This is a genomic window from Corynebacterium sp. p3-SID1761 (genome assembly GCF_055862885.1).
In genome coordinates this window covers 22721-44332 of the sequence record NZ_JBSQBJ010000018.1, presented here as the reverse complement: position 1 = coordinate 44332, position 21612 = coordinate 22721, and the positions used below count along the sequence as shown (strand labels likewise).

21 protein-coding genes are annotated in these 21612 nt (G+C 57.9%); 9 read left to right on the top strand and 12 right to left on the bottom strand.

The features are described 5' to 3' along the window. On the bottom strand, window positions 1-359 hold a 359-nt coding region (locus tag ACWXWJ_RS08740), incomplete at its 3' end, for a DUF5997 family protein (protein WP_473964159.1). A 36-nt stretch (window positions 360-395) separates the two neighbouring features. Here ACWXWJ_RS08740 and ACWXWJ_RS08735 point away from each other — a divergent pair. The 4 genes from ACWXWJ_RS08735 (at window position 396) to ACWXWJ_RS08720 (ending at window position 4352) form a co-directional block, all read left to right on the top strand. Then, window positions 396-1136, top strand: a complete 741-nt coding sequence (locus ACWXWJ_RS08735; protein WP_473964158.1) for a LysR family transcriptional regulator substrate-binding protein — start codon at window positions 396-398, stop codon at window positions 1134-1136. A 145-nt stretch (window positions 1137-1281) separates the two neighbouring features. Continuing rightward, window positions 1282-1956, top strand: coding sequence for an LGFP repeat-containing protein (locus ACWXWJ_RS08730; RefSeq protein ID WP_473964157.1), 675 nt, complete (start codon window positions 1282-1284; stop codon window positions 1954-1956). A gap of 262 nt (window positions 1957-2218) precedes the next feature. Further along, the gene (locus ACWXWJ_RS08725) at window positions 2219-3610 is read left to right on the top strand and encodes a PhoH family protein (RefSeq protein WP_448308158.1); all 1392 of its coding nucleotides are present in this window, start codon (window positions 2219-2221) and stop codon (window positions 3608-3610) included. A gap of 73 nt (window positions 3611-3683) precedes the next feature. Next, on the top strand, window positions 3684-4352 hold the full coding sequence (locus tag ACWXWJ_RS08720) for a GNAT family N-acetyltransferase (protein ID WP_448308159.1): 669 nt from the start codon (window positions 3684-3686) through the stop codon (window positions 4350-4352). 51 nt (window positions 4353-4403) lie between these two features. Here ACWXWJ_RS08720 and ACWXWJ_RS08715 read toward each other — a convergent pair whose 3' ends face one another. The 4 genes from ACWXWJ_RS08715 to glpX form a co-directional block, all read right to left on the bottom strand. Next, on the bottom strand, window positions 4404-5993 hold the full coding sequence (locus ACWXWJ_RS08715; RefSeq protein WP_473964156.1) for an MDR family MFS transporter: 1590 nt from the start codon (window positions 5991-5993) through the stop codon (window positions 4404-4406). Next, window positions 5990-6715, bottom strand: a complete 726-nt coding sequence (locus ACWXWJ_RS08710; RefSeq protein ID WP_473964160.1) for a TetR/AcrR family transcriptional regulator — start codon at window positions 6713-6715, stop codon at window positions 5990-5992. Before ACWXWJ_RS08710 ends, ACWXWJ_RS08715 begins: the two co-directional genes overlap by 4 nt. 399 nt (window positions 6716-7114) lie before the next feature. Continuing rightward, on the bottom strand, window positions 7115-8518 hold the full coding sequence (locus ACWXWJ_RS08705; RefSeq protein ID WP_473964155.1) for a class II fumarate hydratase: 1404 nt from the start codon (window positions 8516-8518) through the stop codon (window positions 7115-7117). A gap of 173 nt (window positions 8519-8691) precedes the next feature. After that, entirely contained in the window at window positions 8692-9726 is a 1035-nt protein-coding gene (gene glpX, locus ACWXWJ_RS08700) for a class II fructose-bisphosphatase (RefSeq protein ID WP_473964154.1), read from the bottom strand. Window positions 9727-9872: 146 nt separating this feature from the next. Here glpX and ACWXWJ_RS08695 point away from each other — a divergent pair, with 146 nt between their 5' ends. Further along, the gene (locus ACWXWJ_RS08695) at window positions 9873-10472 is read left to right on the top strand and encodes a DUF4245 domain-containing protein (protein WP_293792323.1); all 600 of its coding nucleotides are present in this window, start codon (window positions 9873-9875) and stop codon (window positions 10470-10472) included. Between the two features lie 10 nt (window positions 10473-10482). Here ACWXWJ_RS08695 and ACWXWJ_RS08690 read toward each other — a convergent pair whose 3' ends face one another. Both ACWXWJ_RS08690 and xseA read right to left on the bottom strand, forming a co-directional pair. Then, a complete protein-coding gene (locus ACWXWJ_RS08690) occupies window positions 10483-10779 on the bottom strand; it encodes an exodeoxyribonuclease VII small subunit (RefSeq protein WP_293792322.1) in 297 nt (98 codons plus the stop codon). Between the two features lie 4 nt (window positions 10780-10783). Further along, window positions 10784-12121: an exodeoxyribonuclease VII large subunit gene (gene xseA / locus ACWXWJ_RS08685; RefSeq protein WP_293792321.1), complete on the bottom strand. Its 1338-nt coding sequence runs from the start codon at window positions 12119-12121 to the stop codon at window positions 10784-10786. Between the two features lie 109 nt (window positions 12122-12230). Here xseA and ACWXWJ_RS08680 point away from each other — a divergent pair, with 109 nt between their 5' ends. Continuing rightward, a complete protein-coding gene (locus ACWXWJ_RS08680; RefSeq protein WP_293792328.1) occupies window positions 12231-13217 on the top strand; it encodes a 4-hydroxy-3-methylbut-2-enyl diphosphate reductase in 987 nt (328 codons plus the stop codon). Between the two features lie 3 nt (window positions 13218-13220). On the opposite strand, the gene ACWXWJ_RS08675 is transcribed toward ACWXWJ_RS08680, so the two are convergent. The 4 genes from ACWXWJ_RS08675 to ACWXWJ_RS08660 all read right to left on the bottom strand — a co-directional run bounded on the left by ACWXWJ_RS08675 (window position 13221) and on the right by ACWXWJ_RS08660 (window position 17894). Then, entirely contained in the window at window positions 13221-14042 is an 822-nt protein-coding gene (locus ACWXWJ_RS08675; protein ID WP_473964153.1) for a DUF6542 domain-containing protein, read from the bottom strand. A 27-nt stretch (window positions 14043-14069) separates the two neighbouring features. After that, on the bottom strand, window positions 14070-15962 hold the full coding sequence (locus tag ACWXWJ_RS08670) for an AI-2E family transporter (RefSeq protein ID WP_473964152.1): 1893 nt from the start codon (window positions 15960-15962) through the stop codon (window positions 14070-14072). 106 nt (window positions 15963-16068) lie between these two features. After that, window positions 16069-16251: a methionine/alanine import NSS transporter subunit MetS gene (metS, locus tag ACWXWJ_RS08665; protein WP_448308168.1), complete on the bottom strand. Its 183-nt coding sequence runs from the start codon at window positions 16249-16251 to the stop codon at window positions 16069-16071. Beyond that, window positions 16251-17894: a sodium-dependent transporter gene (locus ACWXWJ_RS08660; protein WP_473964151.1), complete on the bottom strand. Its 1644-nt coding sequence runs from the start codon at window positions 17892-17894 to the stop codon at window positions 16251-16253. The genes metS and ACWXWJ_RS08660 overlap by 1 nt, the downstream gene beginning before the upstream one ends. A 285-nt stretch (window positions 17895-18179) precedes the next feature. Here ACWXWJ_RS08660 and ychF point away from each other — a divergent pair, with 285 nt between their 5' ends. The 3 genes from ychF (at window position 18180) to erm (ending at window position 20810) form a co-directional block, all read left to right on the top strand. Continuing rightward, window positions 18180-19265, top strand: a complete 1086-nt coding sequence (ychF, locus tag ACWXWJ_RS08655; RefSeq protein ID WP_473964150.1) for a redox-regulated ATPase YchF — start codon at window positions 18180-18182, stop codon at window positions 19263-19265. A 107-nt stretch (window positions 19266-19372) separates the two neighbouring features. Further along, the gene (locus ACWXWJ_RS08650) at window positions 19373-19606 is read left to right on the top strand and encodes a recombinase family protein (protein ID WP_473964149.1); all 234 of its coding nucleotides are present in this window, start codon (window positions 19373-19375) and stop codon (window positions 19604-19606) included. Between the two features lie 349 nt (window positions 19607-19955). Next, window positions 19956-20810: a 23S ribosomal RNA methyltransferase Erm gene (gene erm / locus ACWXWJ_RS08645; protein ID WP_473964148.1), complete on the top strand. Its 855-nt coding sequence runs from the start codon at window positions 19956-19958 to the stop codon at window positions 20808-20810. Window positions 20811-21128: 318 nt separating this feature from the next. Here the strand turns inward: erm and ACWXWJ_RS08640 are convergent, their stop codons facing one another. Beyond that, window positions 21129-21356: a type IIL restriction-modification enzyme MmeI gene (locus ACWXWJ_RS08640; protein WP_338078520.1), complete on the bottom strand. Its 228-nt coding sequence runs from the start codon at window positions 21354-21356 to the stop codon at window positions 21129-21131. Window positions 21357-21612 lie beyond the last annotated feature (256 nt).

Genomic DNA, 21612 nt, shown 5'->3' with positions numbered 1-21612 from the left:
TCGTTGTCCTCGCGCTCACTAGCCAACTTATGTCTTGCTTCTCGCAGCCAATCCGGCTGATTCTCAAGCAGTGCCTTGATATCGGCGGTGGTCAGAGGCTTGTCCATCTCATTGTTCTTCAAGGACGTGATGCTGATCCCCAGCTTGCGTGCCACCTCTGGACGCGGGTGCGGTCCCTCGCGACGCAACGCCTGCAGCCAGGCGGGAGGATTCTTTTGCAGCTCAACGAACTGCTCATGTGTAAGTGCGGAATCTTGGAACTCCTGCGGGGTTGCAGGAAGATAAATGCCCAACTTCTTGGCGGCAGTGGCGGGCTTCATGGGCGGGCCGGATTTGTAACTCGGGTTCGCATCAGTCATGACCATCATTCTAATGAAGCCCCTATTATTAGTCCCATGCCAGATGTTCCCGCTTCACAGAAGCAGCAGTCCACCCGTCGCGTCTCTCAACCAAAGCGTCAGGCGCGTCACCTAAAGGTTGTTTTCAGTACTGGAGTGCAGCCCGATAAATGGTTTGGCCGATTCGACGAGCGCGTACCGGGGTGGAAGATCGCTAGCGCGGGAACCGATGATCCATTGGCTTATATACGCTCTCACCAGGCAGATGTGGCTTTGGTGCGTTTGCCCGCCGCTGGCTATGAACGCCCTGCGGACATGCATGAGGTGGCTTTGTATGAGGAACAGGTAGGTGTTGCGGCGCCCAAGGAGCATCCCGTCAAGCTCATGGACGCTATCGACTACCAAGAGCTCACTGATGAAAAGCTGATGTACATTACTCCGTCGACAGGCTGGGACGATGTCGCTGCTCTTCGTGAAGCTCTCCAAGTGGTGGCTGCCAACGTGGGCATTGCTGTCGCGCCGCGCCCACTGTTGCGTGCTCTCAACCAGCGCGGTGTAGTGCACCGAGATCTTTTTGGAATTGACGCCACCACGTGTCCGCGCACTCGCGTGGCCCTCATGTGGCTGACCGAATCTGACAGTGACGTCATTCAGGACTTTGTAGGGATATGTAAAGGGCGCACTGCGGGCAGTTCTCGACAGACTGCTGTTAGGGGGAGAGGCAGCGTCAATAAAAAGGCTGCTAAAGGTGGTAAAACAGGAAAGAATAAAGGGCGGAAGAGGCGCCCCGGAGCATAGCGCAAAAATAAAGAATTCGTTGCAGTTGGGTTAAGTTATTGAACGACAGCTGCGTTAGGGGGAGCTTCCTATTAAAAATAGATCGGTAGGTCTTTTACATAAAGTAAAGATGAAAAGTCAGTTAAGCCAATAGAAAGGTAAAAGAATGAACTCTAACAAGCGTTTCCGTCGATCCGCAGTCGCGCTGGCCGCCGGTGCATCCCTGGTTTTCGGTGTCTCTGCCTGCTCCGAGGAGGACAAGGACAAGGCTACCGACGCTGCTAACTCCGCAACCGACAAGGCAGGCGACGCTGCCGGCTCCGCTTCCGAAAAGGCTGGCGACAAGGCTGACGAAGCTAAGGACAAGATGTCCAGCTCTGAGGAATCCGAGGGTGCAGACGCTGAAGGTTCCAAGGAAGCCGGCACTGAGGGCTCGGATGCTGAGGGTGCCGGTGCTGAGGGGGAGACCGTGAAGGTCAAGACCGCTAACGGTGAAGAGGTTGAACTCCCCAAGGATGTGAAGACCGCCTGGGACAACGAAGGCGGCGAGACCGGCGCTTTCGGCAAGTTGACCGAGTTTAAGGACGGCGAGAAGGGCTCCCTGGCCACCTTCGAGAAGGGATGGATCGCAAACTCGGAGGAGAACGGCGCAGTCCCGCTGATCGGCAAGATCGGCGAGACTTGGGCAAACGGTGGTGGCCTGGACAATGAAATCGGCCTGCCGACCGCTCCGGAGCAGGGCGATGCGGCTTCCGGCTGGACCCAGTCCTTCCAGAACGGCACCATTAAGTGGGCCAAGGACGCTTCCGGCAAGTTCGCGGAGACCATCGAGAAGCACTAAACACATAAGTTCTAACCTTCAAGTAGAACTTGATAACCCCAGGTGAGGGGCACCAGATGCCTCAAACCCTGGGGCTTTTTTGTGTTTACCTAGAGTTCATCTGACAACAATGTAATTTCCATGCAGCGAGCACAGCGTCGGTGTTGTCCGAAGCAAGTAACAACTACCCACCTCATCCGTTTCCCGGATGTAAAGCGTAGCTTTTGCAACGCGGAATGTCCGGGTTGATTAACTCATGATCCCTGCAAGGAGCGCCATCTCCATGACTTCCGCCACGCCCACCGATCAGGCTCACCAGACTTTTCACGCCGATCAGGCTCTCAACGCTCACTCCGACGCAGAGCTTGGCCTGCGCACCTATGTTCTCGACACCTCGGTGCTGCTATCTGATCCTTGGGCACTCATCAAGTTTGCGGAGCACCGCATCATCCTCCCCGTCGTCGTCATCAGCGAGCTGGAGGGTAAGCGCCACCACCCCGAGCTCGGATGGTTTGCTCGCCAAGCCCTGCGCATGCTCGAAGATTTCCGCCAGGAACATGGCCGCTTGGATATGCCCAGCATCATCAACGACGAAGGCGGCACGATCCAAGTAGAGCTGAACCACGTTGATCAGTCCGTTCTCCCCACCGGTCTGCGCGGGGAGCAAAACGATCACCGCATTCTCGCGTGTGCTTTGAACCTGCGGGCAGAAGGGCACAACGTAACGCTAGTCACGAAGGATGTCCCGCTGCGTGTGAAAGCCGGCGCAGTGGGCTTGGACGCCGACGAGTATCACGCTCAGGACGTTGTGCTGACTGGTTACAACGGCATGGCTCGCGCTGAGGTTCCATCCGGGATCATTGACGAGCTTTATGACGTAGGAGAAGCCGACATCTCCGGTGCACTCACTGTAGAGGGCGACGAAGTAGACGAGCTGCCGATCCACTGCGGTCTGCAGCTTACTGCTGGTAGCCAATCGGTGCTTGCACGCTCGCTGGGCGATGGCATGGTGCGCCAAGTGCCCACTGACCTGGAAGCCTTTGGCATTCGTGGTCGTAGTGCTCAACAGCGCGTAGCTCTGGATCTACTGCTCGATAACGAGGTTGGCATTGTGAGCCTTGGCGGATCCGCGGGTACAGGCAAATCTGCTCTCGCGCTGTGTGCCGGCCTGGAAGCAGTTTTGGAACGCGGCGAGCACAAGCGAATCGTTGTGTTCCGGCCGCTGTACGCGGTGGGTGGCCAGGATCTCGGTTACCTGCCAGGCAGTGAGACCGAGAAGATGAACCCCTGGGCGCAGGCGGTCTACGACACCCTGGAGGGCGTAGTAAGCGATAACGTGCTGGAGGAAATCGACGCTCGCGGCCTGCTAGAGGTTCTTCCGCTCACGCACATCCGCGGACGAAGCTTGAACGATAGCTTCGTCATCGTTGATGAAGCACAGTCCTTGGAACGCAACGTGCTATTGACTGTCCTCTCGCGTCTGGGTCGCAATTCCCGAGTGGTGCTTACTCACGATGTTGCACAACGCGATAACCTGCGCGTTGGCCGACACGACGGCATCCAGGCGGTTATCGAGAAGCTGAAGAATAATCCGCTGTTTGCGCACGTTACTCTCACCCGTTCCGAGCGCTCTGCGATTGCTGAACTAGTCACAAACCTCTTGGAGAAAGGCTAGTTCGCTGACAGCTGCCGGCTGTTAGCTGGCTGTGAGTGGCGAAACCAGTGGAACGTGAGGCAGAATTTCTTCCATGACTTCCGCGAATACCGCAGGGACCCCTTCACAGAACAGCGCCACTAAGAGCGCTGAGGGTAGTGCCAAGCAAGCAGTCTTTATCCGCCTCATGGAGGAGAAAGATTACCCCCAGGTTCAGAACATTCTGCAGACGGGGATGGACACAGGCGAGGCAACGTTTGAAGAAAACGCGCCGGAAGACTGGGAGACCTTTATGCGTCACCGTCTGCCGGAGCTTTCGTTTGTCGCCATTGACACGGATCCCGCAGCCGCCGCGGCCGCAGGCCTAGGCGAGGATGGGGAAAAGGTTCTGGGCTGGATTACCGCCACTTCCGCCAGCCACCGAGACGTCTTTGATGGAGTGCTGGAAGACTCCATCTACGTTCACAAGGACGCTGCGGGCAAGGGCGTGGCCGGCAATCTATTGGATCGGTTGCTCAAAGACGCAGCTGACCAGGGGCACTGGGCAATGCACTCCAGCATTTTTCCGGAGAACGAAGGATCAGTGCGCCTGCACCTTTCCCGCGGCTTCGAAAAGGTGGGAATCTTCCACTGCATGTCCCACATGAACTACGGCCCTAAACAAGGCACCTGGCGCCACAATATGGTGATGGAGAAGATCCTGGAGGGCGGCCCGGCATGGGAGTACTACCAGGAAAACCTGGAGCACAACGAAGACGCCTAACCAGGGAAGGAGATTTGGCCTTCCCCGTAGCCGGGACTAACTTCTCCCGAGCTACTCGATGGTTTCCTTAAGATTGTCCTGGCGCACCAATACAAGAATCAATGCAGCCACCACGGCCACCGGAGCCATTGCTCCGAGCACGGGAACGAGGGCGTCGTTATACGACGTAGTGATCGCCTCGTGCAGTGGGCCGGGCAGTGTATCGACGATCTCCGGAGTCAACCGCGAGCTACCGCCACCCTGAAGCTTTTCCGCAAACGGAAGCCCTTGCGGCCCCATCTCCTTTATCGCGCCAGGCACACGCTGTCCCATCAAATCCGCTACACGGTGGGTAAACAGTGAACCAATGATGGCAGAGCCAGCCGTGCCGCCAATTTGGCGGAAGAAGTTATTCGAGGCCGTTGCCGTACCCACCATCGTGATTGGGAACGAGTTCTGGACAATCAGCACCAGGATCTGCATCGTAAGACCCAAGCCAACGCCCATGAGCGCTAGCACCAGGCCTAGGTGTACGAGGGAATCGTGGGCGTCAAAAAGCCCCATAAGGCCCACGGCAGTGGCGGCAACGCACAAACCTACAACGGGGAACCACTTGTAGCGACCAGTCCGGGACACGTACTGACCGGAACCGGTAGCAGTGATGATCATGCCCGCCATCATGGGGATCATCATCAAACCGGCCTTGGTGGGTGTCATGCCGTGAACCATCTGAATGTACGTCGGCATATAAGCCAGCACGCCGAACATGACCACGCCCGTGATCGTGCCCGCCAAGGTGGTGACCACGAAGTTGCGGACGGTGAATAGTTGCATGGGGATCAGCGGATCGCTTGCTTTGCGTTCTGTCACTACGAAGAGAGCGGCCAGCACTACGGAGGCGATGCCGAGGCCAATGATGACTGGGCTGGACCATGCATAATCGCGGCCGCCCCACGTGAGCAGCAGAATCAGGCAGCTCGTAGCGCCGGCCATGAGAACAGTGCCGATCACATCGAGATTTGCGCCCTTGCCACGCTTCGGCAGCTTCAGATTGAAGCCCACCATGAGCAGGGTCGCGATCGCCAGTGGAACGTTAAACCAGAGAGCCCAACGCCAGCCTGGGCCATCGGTGAAGAAGCCACCCAGGAGTGGCCCCAGTACCGAGCTCAGGCCGAATACGCCGCCCATGATTCCCATGTAGCGGCCGCGCTCCCGGGCCGAAACCACGTCGGCGATGATCGCCTGCGACCCGATCATCAAGCCACCCGCACCGAGGCCCTGTACGCCGCGGGCGGCGATCATCATGTCCATGCTCTGCGCTAGCGCTCCAATGACGGAGCCGGCCAGGAAGAGGGAAACAGCCACTAGGTACAGCGGTTTGCGGCCCATCTGGTCGCCTAGCTTGCCGTATACCGGCATGCCGATGGTCATGGTGAGCAGGAAGATGGTGATGACCCAGCTCATTTTGTTCGCGCCGCCAAGCTCACCGACGAGGGTGGGTAGAGCGGTGGAGAAGATCATTTGCCCCAGCGAGGACATCAGCATGCCGAGCATTAGGCAGCTGAATACGAGTGGCACATTGTTGTTGTTTTTGAGGCGCTCTTTTTCTGCGGTCTCGAGCCGTGCCTTGGCAGCTGCGGCTTGCTTTCGGGTATCGCTCATAGGCGGTTCTCCTTTTGAGTTGTTTCTGCGATGGCGGTTGAGGGTTCGATGGCGGAGAAGATTTTCTGCAGTCCTGCCAGGGGAATGTCGAAGTCTTTTGTGCTGCTTAGCGTTCTTCCGTTGCGCGTTGCCGAAGTGGCAGCGGCCCATTGAACGGTGGTTGCAGCTGTGACGATGAGGTGTGCTTCCTCCATTGCTTCCAGGTCTGAAAGGCGATTGCCCGGGTGCTTGTCGAGGTTCCGGCATACAGCTTCAGCGAGGTCGCTGCGAAGCTTTTCGTAGCAGGCGATCTTCGCGAGTGCGAGGTTGGGGAATCTCTCAAGTATTTGGGATCGACGCCACCTTATCGACTCCGCTAATTCCGGATCGAGGTTGGCATTGTCCGACTTCCGAGCCTCTTCCAGGCGCTTCTGGGTTAGCATCTCGTAGAGGTGCTGGGGGAGGCTGCCCTGGTTGGGGGAGAAGTTCACTATTTCTGCGAAGTCTTCTTCAGTGAGGAGGGGAGGTTGCTTGCCGACCGCAACGTGCTCCTTTGAAGAAAAGTAGTTGAAGAAAGTGCGGCGGCTGATGTCAGCAGCGATGCAGATTTCCTGCAGGGTGACTCCATCAAAGGAGCGGTCGAGGAAGAGCTGGGTAGCTTTGTCCTCAATCCGCAGCCTGGTCTCCAGGCGCTTGCGCTCGCGCAACCCCATGTTTGCGGGGGCTGAGCTATTTGAATTCATCACTTGCCCAAAAGTACACCGAGTGCAAAGTTATAGCCAGTGCAAAATGTGTGTGATTGTGCATCCATGTTGTGGTGGTGTGGGGTGGTTCACGTTGGGTGTGGGGAAGGGGGATGGGGGGGAATGTCGTTAAATCGGGAATCTGTTAAAGGGGTCCGTTTGCATTAGTGTAAAAGGCCAGTTCAGAGCGTTTCATGTGGAGGGTGCCTGCGGTGAAGCTGTCGCAGATTCCCGATCTAGCGATATTTCATCCTCGCCGAGAGGCCGGATCCCAGGGCAGAGAAAAACCCGCTGGCATCCCTCCGTAGACGGCAGTTAGCCTCCGGAGGGAAATCAGCGGGTGATCTACTAAACTGACTCGTCCATCAGGCGGGGTCAGTCGCGCCAGCCTAAAATGGCCTACTTGTCGCGGTCGGTGTTGGCCATGGCCAGGACATCGAGACGCTTGTCCAGCTCCTCCTCGGTCAGCTTCTCGCCATCGACGAAGCCCAAGTCGATCACTGTCTGGCGGATGGTCTTGCCTTCCTTCAGTGCGGTCTTTGCAACCTTAGCTGCAGCCTCGTAGCCAATGGCGGAGTTCAGCGGGGTAACGATGGACGGGGAGGACTCAGCCAGAGTGCGCATGCGCTCCTCATTCGGCTCGATACCGTCGACCAGCTTCTCCGCGAATACGCGGGCGGTGTTGGCCAGCAGCTTCGCAGACTCCAGCACGTTACGAGCCATCATCGGAATGAAGACATTCAGCTCGAACGCACCCTGGGAGCCGCCGAAAGCCACAGCAGCGTCGTTACCGATAACCTGTGCCGCAACCTGGGTAGCGGTCTCACACAGAACAGGGTTGACCTTGCCCGGCATGATGGAGGAGCCCGGCTGCAGATCCGGCAGGTGGATTTCGCCCAGGCCAGTCAGCGGGCCGGAGCCCATCCAGCGGATGTCGTTGGCGATCTTGTTCAGGGAAACGGCGATGGTGCGCATAGCGCCGGAGAACTCCACGAGGCCATCGCGGTTAGCCTGTGCCTCAAAGTGGTTCTCTGCCTCACGCAGCTCCTTTACGCCGGTCAGCTTGACCAGCTCAGCGGTCACATTTGCGCCGAAGTCAGCCGGAGTGTTCAGGCCGGTGCCTACTGCCGTACCGCCGATCGGCAGCTCGCCCAGGCGGGGAAGAGTAGCCTCAACGCGCTCGATGCCAGCAGCGATCTGACGTGCGTAGCCAGAGAACTCCTGGCCCAGCGTCACCGGAACGGCATCCATCAGGTGGGTACGGCCGGACTTCACAACCTTTTCCCACTCCTTGGCCTTCTTAGCCAGGGATTCCTGCAGGACCTTAAGACCCGGAATCAGGTCAGTTACTGCAGCCTGGGTAGCGGCAACGTGGGTGGCGGTTGGGAAGGTGTCGTTGGAAGACTGACCCATGTTCACGTGGTCATTCGGGTGGATCTCCACGCCGTTGTTCTTGGCGATGGAGGCGATGACCTCGTTGGTGTTCATGTTGGAAGACGTGCCGGAACCGGTCTGGAAAACATCGATCGGGAACTCAGCGTCGTGCTTGCCCTCAGCGATCTCCTTGGCAGCGGAGATGATGGCATCCGCCTGCTCTTCGGTCAGCAGACCGCGATCCTTGTTTACCTGCGCACAAGCAGCCTTCAGCAGACCCATGGCACGGATCTGTGCGGATTCCAGCGGGCGATCGGAGATCGGGAAGTTCTCCACTGCACGCTGCGTCTGTGCACGCCACAGAGCCTTGGCGGGAACCTTAACCTCGCCCATCGTGTCGTGCTCAATGCGGAATTCTTGCTCGGTCATTCTTTCATCACCTTTATCTCGATTGCTTTATGACGCTTCCCGCTGTGAACTCGTCGACGTTCAAGCAGCAGGAACGTAAAGAAGCGGATTAGTCTTCGTGTCCCGCACGGACACTGCCCAACTTACCTAAAAGGATGTCGGACGGTTGAGGCGTGCGGGCGTCAATAAAAGGGCTAGTTACGGGTGTAATCCAGCACGGAGTAGGACTGCAGTTTCGCCAGCTGGTGCTGCGACTCGATGAAGCGGATTGTGCCGGAACGAGAACGCATAACCAGGGAACGGGTGGTAGCGGAGTTCTGGTGGTAGGAAACGCCACGCACCATGTCGCCGTTGGTTACACCGGTAGCTACGAAGTAGCAGTGCTCGGAGTTCACCAAGTCGTTGGTGGTCAGCACACGATCCAGGTCGTGGCCAGCGTCCAGAGCCTTTTGGCGCTCGGCTTCGTCCTTTGGCCACAGCTTGCCCTGGATCTCGCCACCCATGCACTTCATCGCTGCTGCGGCGATAACGCCCTCCGGAGTGCCGCCGATGCCCATCATGATGTCCACGGAATTCGTCGTATTATCCTGCGCGGTAGCCACGGCGCCGGCGACATCGCCATCACCGATGAGTCGAACCTTTGCGCCGGCCTCGCGGATTTCGCGAATGAGATCCGCGTGGCGCGGGCGATCCAAGACGACAACGGTGATGTCACCCGGAACGGTTCCCTTGGCCTTTGCCACGGCCTTGATGTTGTCGGCGACTGGAGCGTCAATGTCGACCTTGCCGACGGCCTCCGGGCCGACAGCGATCTTCTTCATGTAGAACACCGCAGAAGGGTCGTACATGGAGCCACGCTCGGCGGCGGCGATGACGGAGATGGCGTTCGGGCGTCCCTCTGCCATCAGAGTGGTGCCATCCACCGGGTCGACGGCGATATCCACCGCCGGGCCATTACCGGTGCCGACATGCTCGCCGTTGAACAGCATCGGGGCTTCGTCCTTCTCGCCCTCGCCAATGACCACCACACCGTCCATCTCTACGGAGTTGATCATCTGACGCATGGCGTCCACAGCGGCGCCGTCACCGGATTCCTTTTGCCCACGTCCGACCCACTTGCCGGAGGCCAGAGCAGCAGCCTCGGTCACGCGGACAAGCTCCATTGCCAGATTGCGATCTGGAGCATCTGGATTGGGGGAGACAGCAGGGGTGTGCGCTTCAGTCGACATGATCTTCCAGCTCTTTTCTATTGCTGATAGGTAATAGGTTCTATTCCACTTCCATTGTGCCCTATTTCCCACGGGCGATGCCTTTAGCAGTATCGGCCAGCCCTACCCAGGGTTAATTTGCCTAGTCGAGCAGAGGCAGTGCGATAATGGCGGACGTGCAGATTCAAAAACCCCGCGCATTTCAATCCGCCAAGGACATCGTGCTGTCCCTGGTGGTGTTGTTGGTCGCCATGTTCTTGACGGTCGGGTTCACGGGCCTGTGCTCCTTTGATCCGGGTGAGGCGGATCGGTCGGGTCCGGTGCAGGAGGTCGATGCAGATGCGGTGCTGAAGATGGATGCCCGTACGTTTGACTTCCCCATCCGCAACCCGGAAATGCCGGAAGGGTGGGTGCCCAATTCCGCTCGTCGTGTGATGGTCAACGGCGAACCGTCGAGCTTGGTTGGATGGGTCGTCAACGGAGAGAACTACATTTCTCTGACGCAGACCGGTGCCGATTTCAAGGCGGCAAGCCAGCCTGATGATTCGGTGCGGGAAGAGACCAGTACCGAAACCACTGGAGACGTTGAGTGGCATGTCTTCACCGGTGAGGATGCGCGCCCATTGTGGGTTGCCGACCTGGGGGATGTGCGTTTGGTGATCGAGGCTATGGCTTCTGCTGAACAGACGCGCACCGCTGCAGAAAAGATTGCCGCGACCGACCCGATCGATGTCGGCGAAGCGGCGCAGCCTTCAAAGGCTAAGTAGTCCTCTTCTGCTATTCCTCGCCGTTCGGCGCCACCTGCTCGGTTCCAGATGCTCCGGCGCTTCGGGCTTCGCGCTGTTGCAGTGCCTTTTCGATGCGCTGTGATGCGCCGTTGAGATAATCCTCGCAGTATGCTGCCAGCTCCTCGCCGCGCTCCCAGTAGTTCAGCGATTCGTCCAGGCTCATCTGCCCTAGCTCGAGGATCTTCACCACTTCCACCAGCTCGTCCCGCGCTTCCTCGTAGCTGAGTTGATCGAGCGGGCGAAACTTCTGTTGTTCGGTGTTTCCGGTGCCGTTGTTGTCTGCCATTGTCTTAAGCCTCTTCTGTGTTCGTATCTGCGTTGGTATCTGCGCGGTTGTTGTGGTCGTTGTTGTCACTGTCGCTGCGGTCGCGAGTCTTTTTTATGACGCCACCCGGTGCGGCTTGCACGCCCATCGCTGCGGCCGTGATGGATCCATCGGGAACCCGGATCCGCAGTTGTGAGCCGGGAGCAACCTGATCCACCGTGGTCACGACCTGCGCGCCCGATTTATCCCGTGGAATAACTTGCACGATTGAATAGCCACGGGCAAGAGTCTGCGATGGTCCCAGTGCATTAACCTGAGCCTTCAACGACTCGATGGAGCTCCGCAAGGAACGGACGTGCACCCCGAGTGCGCGATCCTTTCGCTGCAGTGCTTCTGCGATGATCTCTCTTTGCCGGGTGACTGGCAGACTTGGATCCGCCATGACTGGTCTGGTGCGGATCTGCGCTAACCCACGCCTCTCGTGAGCCACCCAGTTACGCAACGCGCCTGCACCACGTTCACGTGCTTCGCCGATAATCCGCAGTTCCTGCACGACGTCCGGTACTACCGTCTTCGCTGCGTCAGTGGGAGTGGCCGCACGGACATCGGCAACGTAGTCCAATAGCGGGTTGTCCGGTTCGTGGCCGATTGCGGAGACTACCGGCGTGCGCATTCGGGACACTGCGCGCACCAAAGGCTCCTCGGAAAATGGCAGAAGATCCTCTACAGAACCTCCACCGCGGGCGACGATGATCACGTCCACAGCCTGATCGCGTTCTAGCTCTTGGAGGGCATCAACTACTTGCGGAACCGTCTTGGGGCCTTGCACTGCCGTGTTGATAACCCGAAAGCGCACGGCGGGCCATCGTCGCTTAGCAACCTCCATCACGTCCCGTTCCGCTGCCGAACCACGCCCAGTGATGAGCCCGACAGTTGTGGGCAAGAAGGGGAGCGGAGCCTTCAGCCGGGGGTCGAAGAGACCCTCGGCGAACATTGCCTTCTTCAACTGTTCTATTTGAGCCAATAACTGGCCAATTCCCACCTGGCGAATATCCGTCACCCAGAGGGAAAAACTGCCACGTTTCGAATAAAACGAGGGCTTGCCGTGGACAATGATCCGGTCACCGTCCTTGACCGGAGTAGCCAAATTTTTCAGCGCGCTGGTCTCGACGGTCAAAGACACGGAGGCTTCGACGTTCACATCGCGCAGAGTGATATACGAAAAACGCCACGTGCTCTTCATGTTCACCTGGGTGACTTGGCCTTCGACCCAGATGAACCCAAGTTTCTGAATCCAGTTCTTTACTTGGTCGTTCAACTGCCCGACAGCCCAAGGGGACTCCGCAGAATTTGGAACGCTCATGGTTAAGCATTCTAAAAGACGGTGCGGACACCCTGGGCGCCTACGCCACATTGATGGTGAATGGTCAGACCCCGTCACGTGGTTTAACCGGCTTCACTCTTCCATTACGATGGGGCACATGACTACCCCAACTACAGAGCCAAGTACCGATACTAAGAAGGTTTTCCTCGCTGCTCCGCGTGGCTATTGCGCAGGAGTTGACCGAGCAGTCGAGTCGGTGGAAAAGGCTTTGGAAAAGCATGGTGCACCTCTGTACGTGCGCAAAGAAATCGTGCACAACAAGCATGTCGTGAAGACTTTCGAGGAACGCGGTGTGATTTTTGTGGATGAGACCACCGAGATTCCTCGCGGCTCCAACGTGGTTTTCTCTGCTCACGGTGTGTCGCCTGCTGTGCACAAGGAAGCCCGTCAGCTCGAGCTCAAGACTTTTGACGCCACGTGTCCGCTTGTCACAAAGGTCCACCACGAGGTCACGCGGTTTGCAAAGCAGGGCTACCAGATCATCCTCATCGGCCACCACGGGCACGAGGAGGTCGAAGGTACAGCGGGTGAAGCCCCAGATGTTGTACACCTCGTCGACGGCGAGGATGATGTCAACGCGCTGGAGTTCCCGGAGGGCACCAAGTTGGTTTGGCTGTCTCAAACGACGCTCAGCGTGGACGAGACCATGTCCACAGTGAAACTGCTCCGCGAAAAGTTCCCGGATATCCAGGATCCGCCGTCTGATGACATCTGCTACGCCACACAGAACCGCCAGGTAGCAGTGAAGGCGATTGCGCCGAAGGTGGAGCTCATGATCGTGGTTGGCTCCCAGAACTCTTCGAACTCCAAGCGACTGGTGGAGGTCGCTCTGCAGCACGGCGCAGAGAATGCGCACCTGGTGGATTACGCAGAGCAAGTTGATCCGGCATGGCTCGAGGGCGTTACGAACGTCGGCGTAACCTCAGGCGCTTCGGTGCCGGAGATTCTGGTTCGAGGGGTATTGGATCTTCTGGCGGACAAGGGCTTCGGTGAAGTCGAGGAGGTCACCACCGCGACGGAGGATCTGATCTTCTCCCTGCCTCGCGAGCTGCGCCCGCCGCGTACGCAGAAGTAGTTCTTAGTCGCGCTCGTCGTCTAGGTAGCGCTTGGGGGACAGTCGTCGCTCCGGGAGGGGAACCCGGCGGCGCTGTGCGTTATCTCGCAGTTCAGCTGAGCTGCGCGTCACGCGGGTAGCTTGACGGGGAGATGCCTCACGGCGGGAATATGCGCCTCTCTCTGAACTCTTGACAGGTTCGGAACGCGAGGTGGCGTCATCATCATAAAGAGACTCCCTACGCGCCCGGGTACGTTCCTTCGCGCGACCGTAGGCTTCGATGTTGCTGCGGTCAGATTCGCTGCGGCGGCGACGCTGCATCTCTAGCCTTGCGGCCTTGCGAGTGAGGGATTCGCGGTAGCTCCACCAGCGGAACACTGCGATTCCCACCGCAAAGAGGAAAGGGATCAGCAGCCACAGAAAGTGCTCGATGGCGGGGTAAATCGACGTAATGACCTTTGTTTTCCTGCTGGCTATGGTCGCCGCCCCAGAGCTAAACCAGCCGATGACGAGTGATCCAAACAAGTAATACAGCGGGAATGAGGCCACAGTAAGGAATAGGCCGCGCGGTTCGACGAAGATCGTGGAGACGATCATTGCGATCACGAAGAGAATGAAGAAACTGGTGGGGATTGTGGTGTCACCCTTGGCTAGTACCAGTCCAGTGAAAATCACCGCCAGCATCACAAGCACCGGAGCCCAAACGGGGAACCAATGCGAGGGAGAATCCTCGTGCGCTATTTCAGCGTGGCCACGACTACGGCCGAGGCGCTGTGCAGAGCGACTTTCGCTGCGCTGCGTGGCGCTCGTGCGGTTACTGCTTGTAGTTCGGCTGCTTTCGGTCACGGGGTAATGCTACTTCTTTGGTTTGCTTTACTTGTTATTGCCACGGAGGGAGTTCAGGATTGACTGCACCTTCCCGCGGATCTGTGACTTTGTGTCGTTAGAGGATGACGCCCCTTCGTTTTCAGTGCCTGCCGTTTCCGTGGAAACGCCACCATCAGCCGCTGCGGAGCTCATGTCCTGGGTGGCGGTTTGGATAGCACGGGGAGCCTGAGCGGACTGACCGTTTTGGGCAGTTTCGCCGTGACGAGGCTCATTTAGCTGATTTGCTTCGGACTTCTTGGAGTTGGTGAGCATCATTGCCTTACGCAGCTCCTGCCAGCGCTGAGCTGCACGTTCCGACTGTTCTCCAGTAAGTGAACCTGCGGTGGTGGCGAACTCGATATCCCTAGAGGTCTTTTCGCCTGTGGCGAGGTCTGTTAGATCACCCACGTAGCGCAGAATGACCGCAATCATGGCGGCAGTGGGTACTGCCAGGAATGCACCAATGATGCCAAACAGAGTGGAGCCCAGGGTAACGGACAGCAGAATGATGACAGGGTGGACGTTCATCGCACGGGACTGCAGCACTGGCTGCAGGATGTTGCCTTCCAGCTGCTGCACGGCGATAACGAGCAGCAGCGCCATCACAGCGGTATTGAAATCCACAGCTACTAGTGCGATGAGGACCGATAGGGCGCCGGCGACGAATGCACCCACCATCGGGATGAAGCCACCGAAGAAGGTCAGGATCGCAAGCGGACCGGCTAGTGGCACGTTGAGGAGCACCAGACCCAGGCCAATAAAGATCGCGTCGATGGCAGACACGATGGCCTGCGTGCGGATGAAGCCACCCAGAGTGTTCCAGCAACGGGTCAGAACCTCGGTGAGGTGCCAGCCGACACGGCGACCCGTCACGCGGCGCAACATCGGCAGGAAGTTCTCGCCATCCTTCAGGAAGAAGAATGTCAGAACCAGCATGACGAACATGGTCACCAGTAGGGAAGCGGTTTCAGTGCCGAAGGCCGCAAGGCTGGTGGCGATGTCGCCGGACTTGTTTTGCAGCCAGTCGGTAATCTGCTGCACGCCGTCGTTGAACTGGCTTTCCTGCAGGTTCACAGGCGGTCCCTGGAGCCAGTCCTGGATACGGCCGATACCGTCGCTAGCTTGGTTGACGATCGTTTTGCCCTGATCCACCGCGCTCGGGGCGATGGCGGCAAAAGTCCCGATGATTAGGGCGAAGAAGCCCAGAATGGCTATTAATACAGCCAGGCTGTTGGGAACTTTGGCCTTGCGCAATACACGCACGACCGGCCAGAGAACCGTACAGACAATAACCGACAGGCACACCGGAAGAATGCCCGCCCACAGCTTGCCGAAAACTTGGAAACCTAGGTAAAGCGCTGCGGCAATAATGATGAAGCGCAGGCACCAGCCCGCAAACCAACGACCCGTGGTGCCGATTACCTCGGCGCGGTCGCGCAGCTCAGGGTTGAGATCCTCGTCGATGGAAGATTTCTTGTTCTTCTTCTCGGACTTCTTCTTCACCTTGGCCGCATGTGACTGCACGCCGGGGCGCTCGTCGGTCTCGGTCTCTCCGTCTGGCTCATTATCCTCCGCGAGTGGCTTTTCATTGCCCGTGGTAGCGCGGGCGGAACTGCGTTCCTGTACGAATGCCTCGCCTTTTTCCTCAACGGTGGGAGCCGTCTCCGCGCGCTTGGCCTCAATCACTTCCGCCTCCGGAGATTCGGGACTGATTGTAGGGCGCTTTGCGGCTTCTGGTTCGTCTGCAAAAGAGCCGGAGCCTAAGCGTGCTTCATCTTTATCGTCGCCAGGGATCGGAATGTTCTCGGTATCCATCCGCTGTGAACCCGCGATAAAGTCTGCGAAGTCACGGCCGTCCTCGCCAAGAAAGGGCCTGTCGTGGGGGTTCTGGGAGTTCATTCTCCCTATTCTGCCTTACGACGGCCCGAAACGGGAGTTAGAAATGCCCTCCCGGAGCATGTTGATGTGACTGTGCTTGATTATTGGGTTTGGTTAGTGGGTTTGATTATTGGCTGACACCGGTGGCGGTGTGAGCGGCCAAAAGCGAATCATTGTCCGTGCCAGGTGCGTCGCCTAGCTCACCAGTGGAGTTGTCGTCAGTCTTGGCGAGCATCAAGATAGCGGCGATGAGTCCGCCCCAGATCACCAGAATAAACAACACCATGAGAAGTATTGCGGGGCCGGTCATTAGAGTTCATTCCCTTCGGTCGGGGTGGAGGTAGGCGTCGTCACCGAGGATGTGGCAGCGCCAGTGGACAGAGGGTTTGGTACCCCGCGCGGGCGGCCATTAGGTGGTACGCCGTAGTCGCTGCTAGGCAGTCCGTCGAGGATCTGGTTGCCGCGGAACGGGATGAAGGTCCACAGCACCGCCCCGAAGGCAATGAGGATTAGTACCAGCCAGCCGTAGCTGAAAATGGTGCTCGATTCATAGCCTTCGTATCCCTCGGAGAGTAGGGTGCGGATCTCCTCAACCAGGAAGAACAACAGCACTGCAGGGGTGATAATGAACACGCAAGCCTGCCAGACAATACCCAGTCGCAGCTCGGATACAGCGTTGAGGTGCTGTGCGATTTCGTTGCGACGCCCCTGAATCCAGCCGATAGTCAAGACGGCGGCCACGGCGCAGATAACGATGCCCAGGTTATTTGTGAACTTATCCATGATGTCCAGCGTGATGAGGCCAGAAGTCGTCGAGAACAACAGGCAGGATATAACAGCCATGATGCTTCCGACGCTGATCGATGCGACCTCGCGGGACAGGTTCAACTTGTCCTTCACTGCCGAGATCACAACTTCCATGATGGAGATCAGAGACGTGATGCCAGCTAGGAAAAGAGAACCGAAGAACAGGATTCCGAACAAGGAACCCATTGGCATCTGATTGATGATGGTGGGGAATGCGACGAAGGCCAATCCGATACCGCCCGACACCGTCTCGTCTACTGCGGTGCCGGACTGTGCGGCCATGAAGCCCAGGGTTGCGAACACGCCGATTCCGGCCAGCACCTCGAAGGAGGAGTTAGCAAAAGCCGTAACCATGCCGGTGCCGGTAAGATTCGTGCGGGGCTTCAGGTAGGAAGCGTAGGTAATCATGATGCCGAAGCCGATCGACAGGGAGAAGAAGATCTGGCCGTAGGCGGCGATCCAGACCGAAGTGTCCGTCAGGACGCTCCAGTCAGGTGAGAAGAAGGCATCCAGACCATCGGTAGCGCCCTCCAAGAAAAGGCTGCGTACTACCATCACTACGAACAGGATGATCAGTACCGGGACGAAGAACATCGTGATTCGGCCGATGCCCTCGTTAATGCCACGAGCGAGGGTGAAAATGCACACTACCCACACACCAATCATGACCAGCAAGATTGGTACAACGAAGTCACCGGTCCAGGCGGAGGAATCGTCGAGCTTAAGGAACTCTTTTTGGAAATAGGTTTCGGCGTTGTCGCCCCACGCCTTGGAAATGGAGTTCCAGGTATAGATTCCGGACCAGGCGATAATGGCGGCGTAATACACTGCGATGAAGAAGTTGACGCCTACCTTAAGCCAGCCAATAGGCTCAGCGAACTTGCCGGTACGGCGGAACGTAAGGGGAGTGGAACCGCGGAAGCGGTGCCCCATTGCGAGGTCGAACCAGAGCAGCGGAATACCAGCGCTGAGGAGAGCGACCATGTAGGGAATGAGGAACGCGCCACCGCCGTTTTCATAGGCGGCGTAGGGAAAACGCCAGATATTTCCCAGGCCGACTGCGGAGCCGATGGCGGCCATGAGGAAGACGAGTCGGGAGTTGAATGTTTCCCGTCGCTGACGGGGGTTGGCTTGAGACGTTGTCATTGCGAGGCAGCTTTCTTGCAGGCATCTCGGGGTGTGAAGGGGGAGACGAGACTTTAGGGGTGGCAAAGCCTCAAGTTTTTCTAAGGTGCATTTACTATACGACCGTGCAAGAGGGCTAATAGTGGGTTTTCACAATTTTTTCCTGAGTTTGATTACTTACGGGGTGGGGGTGTTGGGGCTGCGGAGATTTGAAAGGACTTCAAAAACGGTTTAGGTGGCGAGCTGTGGGCGTCAATAGAAAGGGTGCGTTGTTGGCAGCAACGGCCGGGCGATAGGATGGGGCACGTGACTCTTACTCTAGGAATCGTCGGCCTGCCCAACGTGGGCAAGTCCACGCTGTTTAACGCCCTGACCCGCAACGATGTTCTGGCTGCGAACTACCCGTTCGCGACCATCGAGCCCAACGTGGGGCTGGTGGAGTTGCCTGACCCGCGTTTGACGCGCCTGGCGGAGATTTTCGAATCCGAGCGCATCCTGCCCGCGACTGTGTCCTTCGTGGACATCGCCGGCATTGTGAAGGGCGCCTCCGGCGGTGAGGGCATGGGCAACGCCTTCTTGGCGAACATCCGCGAGGCGGACGCGATCTGCCAGGTGGTGCGTGCGTTCTCCGACGACAACGTGATCCACGTCGATGGACGTGTGGACCCCGCCAGCGATATTTCCGTCATTGAGACGGAGCTGATCCTGGCCGACCTGCAGACGGTGGAGAAGGCTCTGCCGCGCCTGGAGAAGGAAGCGCGGAAGAACAAGGATCTGGCTGAGCAGGTTGAGGGGGCCAAGAAGGCGCAGGAGATCCTGGAAGATAGCCGGACGTTGTCGAACGCCGCGGCGCAGGGGGAGATCGACCTGGCTACCGTGCGCGATTTGCACTTCCTGACGGCCAAGCCGTTCCTGTACGTGTTCAACTCCGATGAGGCCGTGCTGACCGACGAGGACAAGAAGGCAGAGCTGCGCGAGCTGGTGGCTCCGGCGGACTGCGTTTTCCTGGATGCCGCTACAGAGGCCGACCTGCTGGAGCTGGATGACGAGGAGGCAGCTGAGCTGCTGGAATCTGTCGGTCAGACCGAACCGGGGTTGCAGACGCTGGCAAAGGCTGGCTTCGCGACGCTTGGCCTGCAGACCTACCTGACTGCTGGGCCGAAGGAGGCTCGCGCGTGGACGATCCACCAGGGTGACACTGCACCGCAGGCTGCGGGTGTGATCCACACGGACTTCGAGAAGGGCTTCATTAAGGCCGAGATCGTGGCCTTCGAGGATCTGGACGAGCTCGGTTCCATGGCGGAGGCCCGTGCCCACGGCAAGGTGCGCCAGGAAGGCAAGGACTACGTGATGGCCGACGGCGACGTGGTGGAATTTAAGTTCAATGTGTAGCTAAGGGCCGTATTAATAGCGTTTGACAACACGCGCTCCTATTTGCCGTCGTATCTCACGAGACGCTGAGGTGGATGGCCGCACCATCGACCTGCAGCCTCAGGACTGTGAAGCCATTGCAAAGCAGCGTGGCTTGCGCGTTGGACATAGGACATAACGACGTCGATCAGTCCATTTCCGCGTCAAAGAAGAATGTGGCTCGCCCCGAATACGACGCCATGGTGGCATCCTTTGAACGCGGCGAAATCGACGCGATCATCTGCTGGGACCTCGAACTACCCGCCCCACGTCGCTGGACAGTCCGATCGGTCGGACAGAATTACTCCCGCACCCCAGCGTAATCAGGGGTGCACCTTAAAAACATTCGGAGGTGGGGGTAACTCCCCCTCGTTCCCCAGAGACAAAATACGCCAGTGGCGTCTGTATGACGCCCCGAAGGTAGGACAAATTCCAATCCAGAGAGGTCTTGCACTGTTGCGGTGCGGTTGTCTTCTTTCTCATCGTATTGCACCCTGCGAAATTAATTGGATACGATAGAACCATGTTGATTTCAGGTTCCGTTTTCATGCGGCCGCTCACCAACCGCTAAGGCGGTTTTCTCCCTCCCGCGGGTCAAAAACCGCTCCGGTCCTTTAGCCGGGCGGCCATTTGCCATGCCCGGCTCCGTTTCAACTCCACGGAGCACACCTGATGTCTACATACGGATACGGCCGTCACGAACATGGCCAAAATTTTCTCACAGACCATAAGATCATCAACACCATCGTCGATCTTATAAAACAAACCTCCGGCCCCATCATCGAGATCGGGCCGGGAAGCGGTGCCCTCACTCACCCGATATCCCGCTTGGGGAGGGCAATAACGGCAGTTGAGGTAGACGCAAAACTAGCTGCCAAACTCACAAAAAAGACCGCCTCGGCGTCGGTCGAAGTGGTCCATGATGATTTCCTTAACTTCCCGTTACCCGCCACTCCCTGCGTCATTGTGGGAAACATTCCCTTTCACCTCACCACTGCCATTCTTCGAAAGTTGTTGCATGCGCCGGCATGGACTGACGCTGTACTCCTCATGCAGTGGGAAGTCGCTCGCCGCCGGGCCGGGGTAGGCGCAAGCACGATGATGACGGCTCAGTGGTCCCCATGGTTCACGTTTCACCTTGGTTCCCGAGTACCAAGGTCTGCTTTCCGTCCACAGCCTAACGTTGACGGGGGGATCTTAGTGATCCGCCGGGTGGGTGACCCGAAGATCCCGATAGAGCAACGCAAAGCCTTTCAGGCTATGGTGCACACCGTTTTCACCGCCCGGGGACGCGGGATAGGGGAAATTCTCCGAAGGGCAGGGTTGTTTTCATCACGTTCAGATACACAATCATGGTTGCGCTCGCGAGGAATCGACCCCGCAACCCTACCCCCCAGATTGCGCACCAGCGACTGGATCGATCTCTTTCAGGTGACTGGTTCCTCTCCATCGCACCATCGGCAAATTTCACAATCGGGAAGTAGTCAACGCCCTCCTCAACGCAAAAAACGAGGCCGGCGGCGTTAATCCCCCCCCCGCCACCCAAACCGAAATCCACCAGTATTAGTGGACGACCAGTGCTGGTCTACCGTGAGCCGGGTTATGACAGTGACGTGTTCTCGTCGGGCACAGTCATAGTTCCCGGCGTTGCCGGCGACAGGGTTCTATACCCAGCAGCGGGGCCGATCAAAATTACCCGCACGGGGGACGACCCTGCTGGTGGTTTCGATTTTGATGGAAGCGAGGAGATTAGCCCCTCGACAACTCCCCGTAGCTGGCGAACAGTAGCTCCTGGCGCTGGCGCTCGTTGGTGAGTTTGCGTGCCACACCGAAAGCTTTATTTACTTATCGGTCCAATTCGTCGTGAGCCTTGAGCAGAGTTTGGTCCATCGCTAACGGGTTGTAGTGCTCCGCGAGTGACCCCTCGGGGTGCCGCTCGCGGGCCCGCAGTACCAACTGTCCAGCGTCGATGATTCGCTGCTGCGCTTTCTCATCTAGTTCACACGGAGCTGGTCCGAAGGAGTAGCTCCCGGTGTACTCCGAAGAACGGAAAAATGAATAGTGGGGATACATCGACTTCCATTTTCCATTCTCCCGGCTCAGAGTATTGAGGGGGCTGGGACCGGGTCCGTAAACCCTTTATGTTTTCCACGCACAGCGGTTTATAGCGACGATCCCTATAGGTTTTCCGCAGAACCTATATGTATTTCTGTGCACCCCCATGTTGTCCGTTTTAGCGGTATTTCGTTGCTACTTCCGCACTTGCGAATAAAATGGTTATTTATCGCCGACACTCCGTAGAGTTCAAGTTTAACGTTTAGCGTTATTG

Excerpts from the sequence above, each read along its gene's own strand:
- ACWXWJ_RS08735 (WP_473964158.1), top strand. The coding sequence starts at position 396 with ATGCCAGATGTTCCCGCTTCACAGAAGCAGCAGTCCACCCGTCGCGTC.
- ACWXWJ_RS08715 (WP_473964156.1), bottom strand. The coding sequence starts at position 5,993 with ATGAGCGATACCCGAAAGCAAGCCGCAGCTGCCAAGGCACGGCTCGAG.
- glpX (WP_473964154.1), bottom strand. The coding sequence starts at position 9,726 with ATGTCGACTGAAGCGCACACCCCTGCTGTCTCCCCCAATCCAGATGCT.
- ACWXWJ_RS08690 (WP_293792322.1), bottom strand. The coding sequence starts at position 10,779 with ATGGCAGACAACAACGGCACCGGAAACACCGAACAACAGAAGTTTCGC.
- ACWXWJ_RS08695 (WP_293792323.1), top strand. The coding sequence starts at position 9,873 with ATGGCGGACGTGCAGATTCAAAAACCCCGCGCATTTCAATCCGCCAAG.
- metS (WP_448308168.1), bottom strand. The coding sequence starts at position 16,251 with ATGACCGGCCCCGCAATACTTCTCATGGTGTTGTTTATTCTGGTGATC.
- ACWXWJ_RS08680 (WP_293792328.1), top strand. The coding sequence starts at position 12,231 with ATGGGGCACATGACTACCCCAACTACAGAGCCAAGTACCGATACTAAG.
- ACWXWJ_RS08720 (WP_448308159.1), top strand. The coding sequence starts at position 3,684 with ATGACTTCCGCGAATACCGCAGGGACCCCTTCACAGAACAGCGCCACT.
- xseA (WP_293792321.1), bottom strand. The coding sequence starts at position 12,121 with ATGAGCGTTCCAAATTCTGCGGAGTCCCCTTGGGCTGTCGGGCAGTTG.
- erm (WP_473964148.1), top strand. The coding sequence starts at position 19,956 with ATGTCTACATACGGATACGGCCGTCACGAACATGGCCAAAATTTTCTC.
- ACWXWJ_RS08670 (WP_473964152.1), bottom strand. The coding sequence starts at position 15,962 with ATGAACTCCCAGAACCCCCACGACAGGCCCTTTCTTGGCGAGGACGGC.
- ACWXWJ_RS08710 (WP_473964160.1), bottom strand. The coding sequence starts at position 6,715 with ATGAATTCAAATAGCTCAGCCCCCGCAAACATGGGGTTGCGCGAGCGC.
- ACWXWJ_RS08640 (WP_338078520.1), bottom strand. The coding sequence starts at position 21,356 with ATGTATCCCCACTATTCATTTTTCCGTTCTTCGGAGTACACCGGGAGC.
- ACWXWJ_RS08725 (WP_448308158.1), top strand. The coding sequence starts at position 2,219 with ATGACTTCCGCCACGCCCACCGATCAGGCTCACCAGACTTTTCACGCC.
- ACWXWJ_RS08660 (WP_473964151.1), bottom strand. The coding sequence starts at position 17,894 with ATGACAACGTCTCAAGCCAACCCCCGTCAGCGACGGGAAACATTCAAC.
- ACWXWJ_RS08705 (WP_473964155.1), bottom strand. The coding sequence starts at position 8,518 with ATGACCGAGCAAGAATTCCGCATTGAGCACGACACGATGGGCGAGGTT.
- ACWXWJ_RS08730 (WP_473964157.1), top strand. The coding sequence starts at position 1,282 with ATGAACTCTAACAAGCGTTTCCGTCGATCCGCAGTCGCGCTGGCCGCC.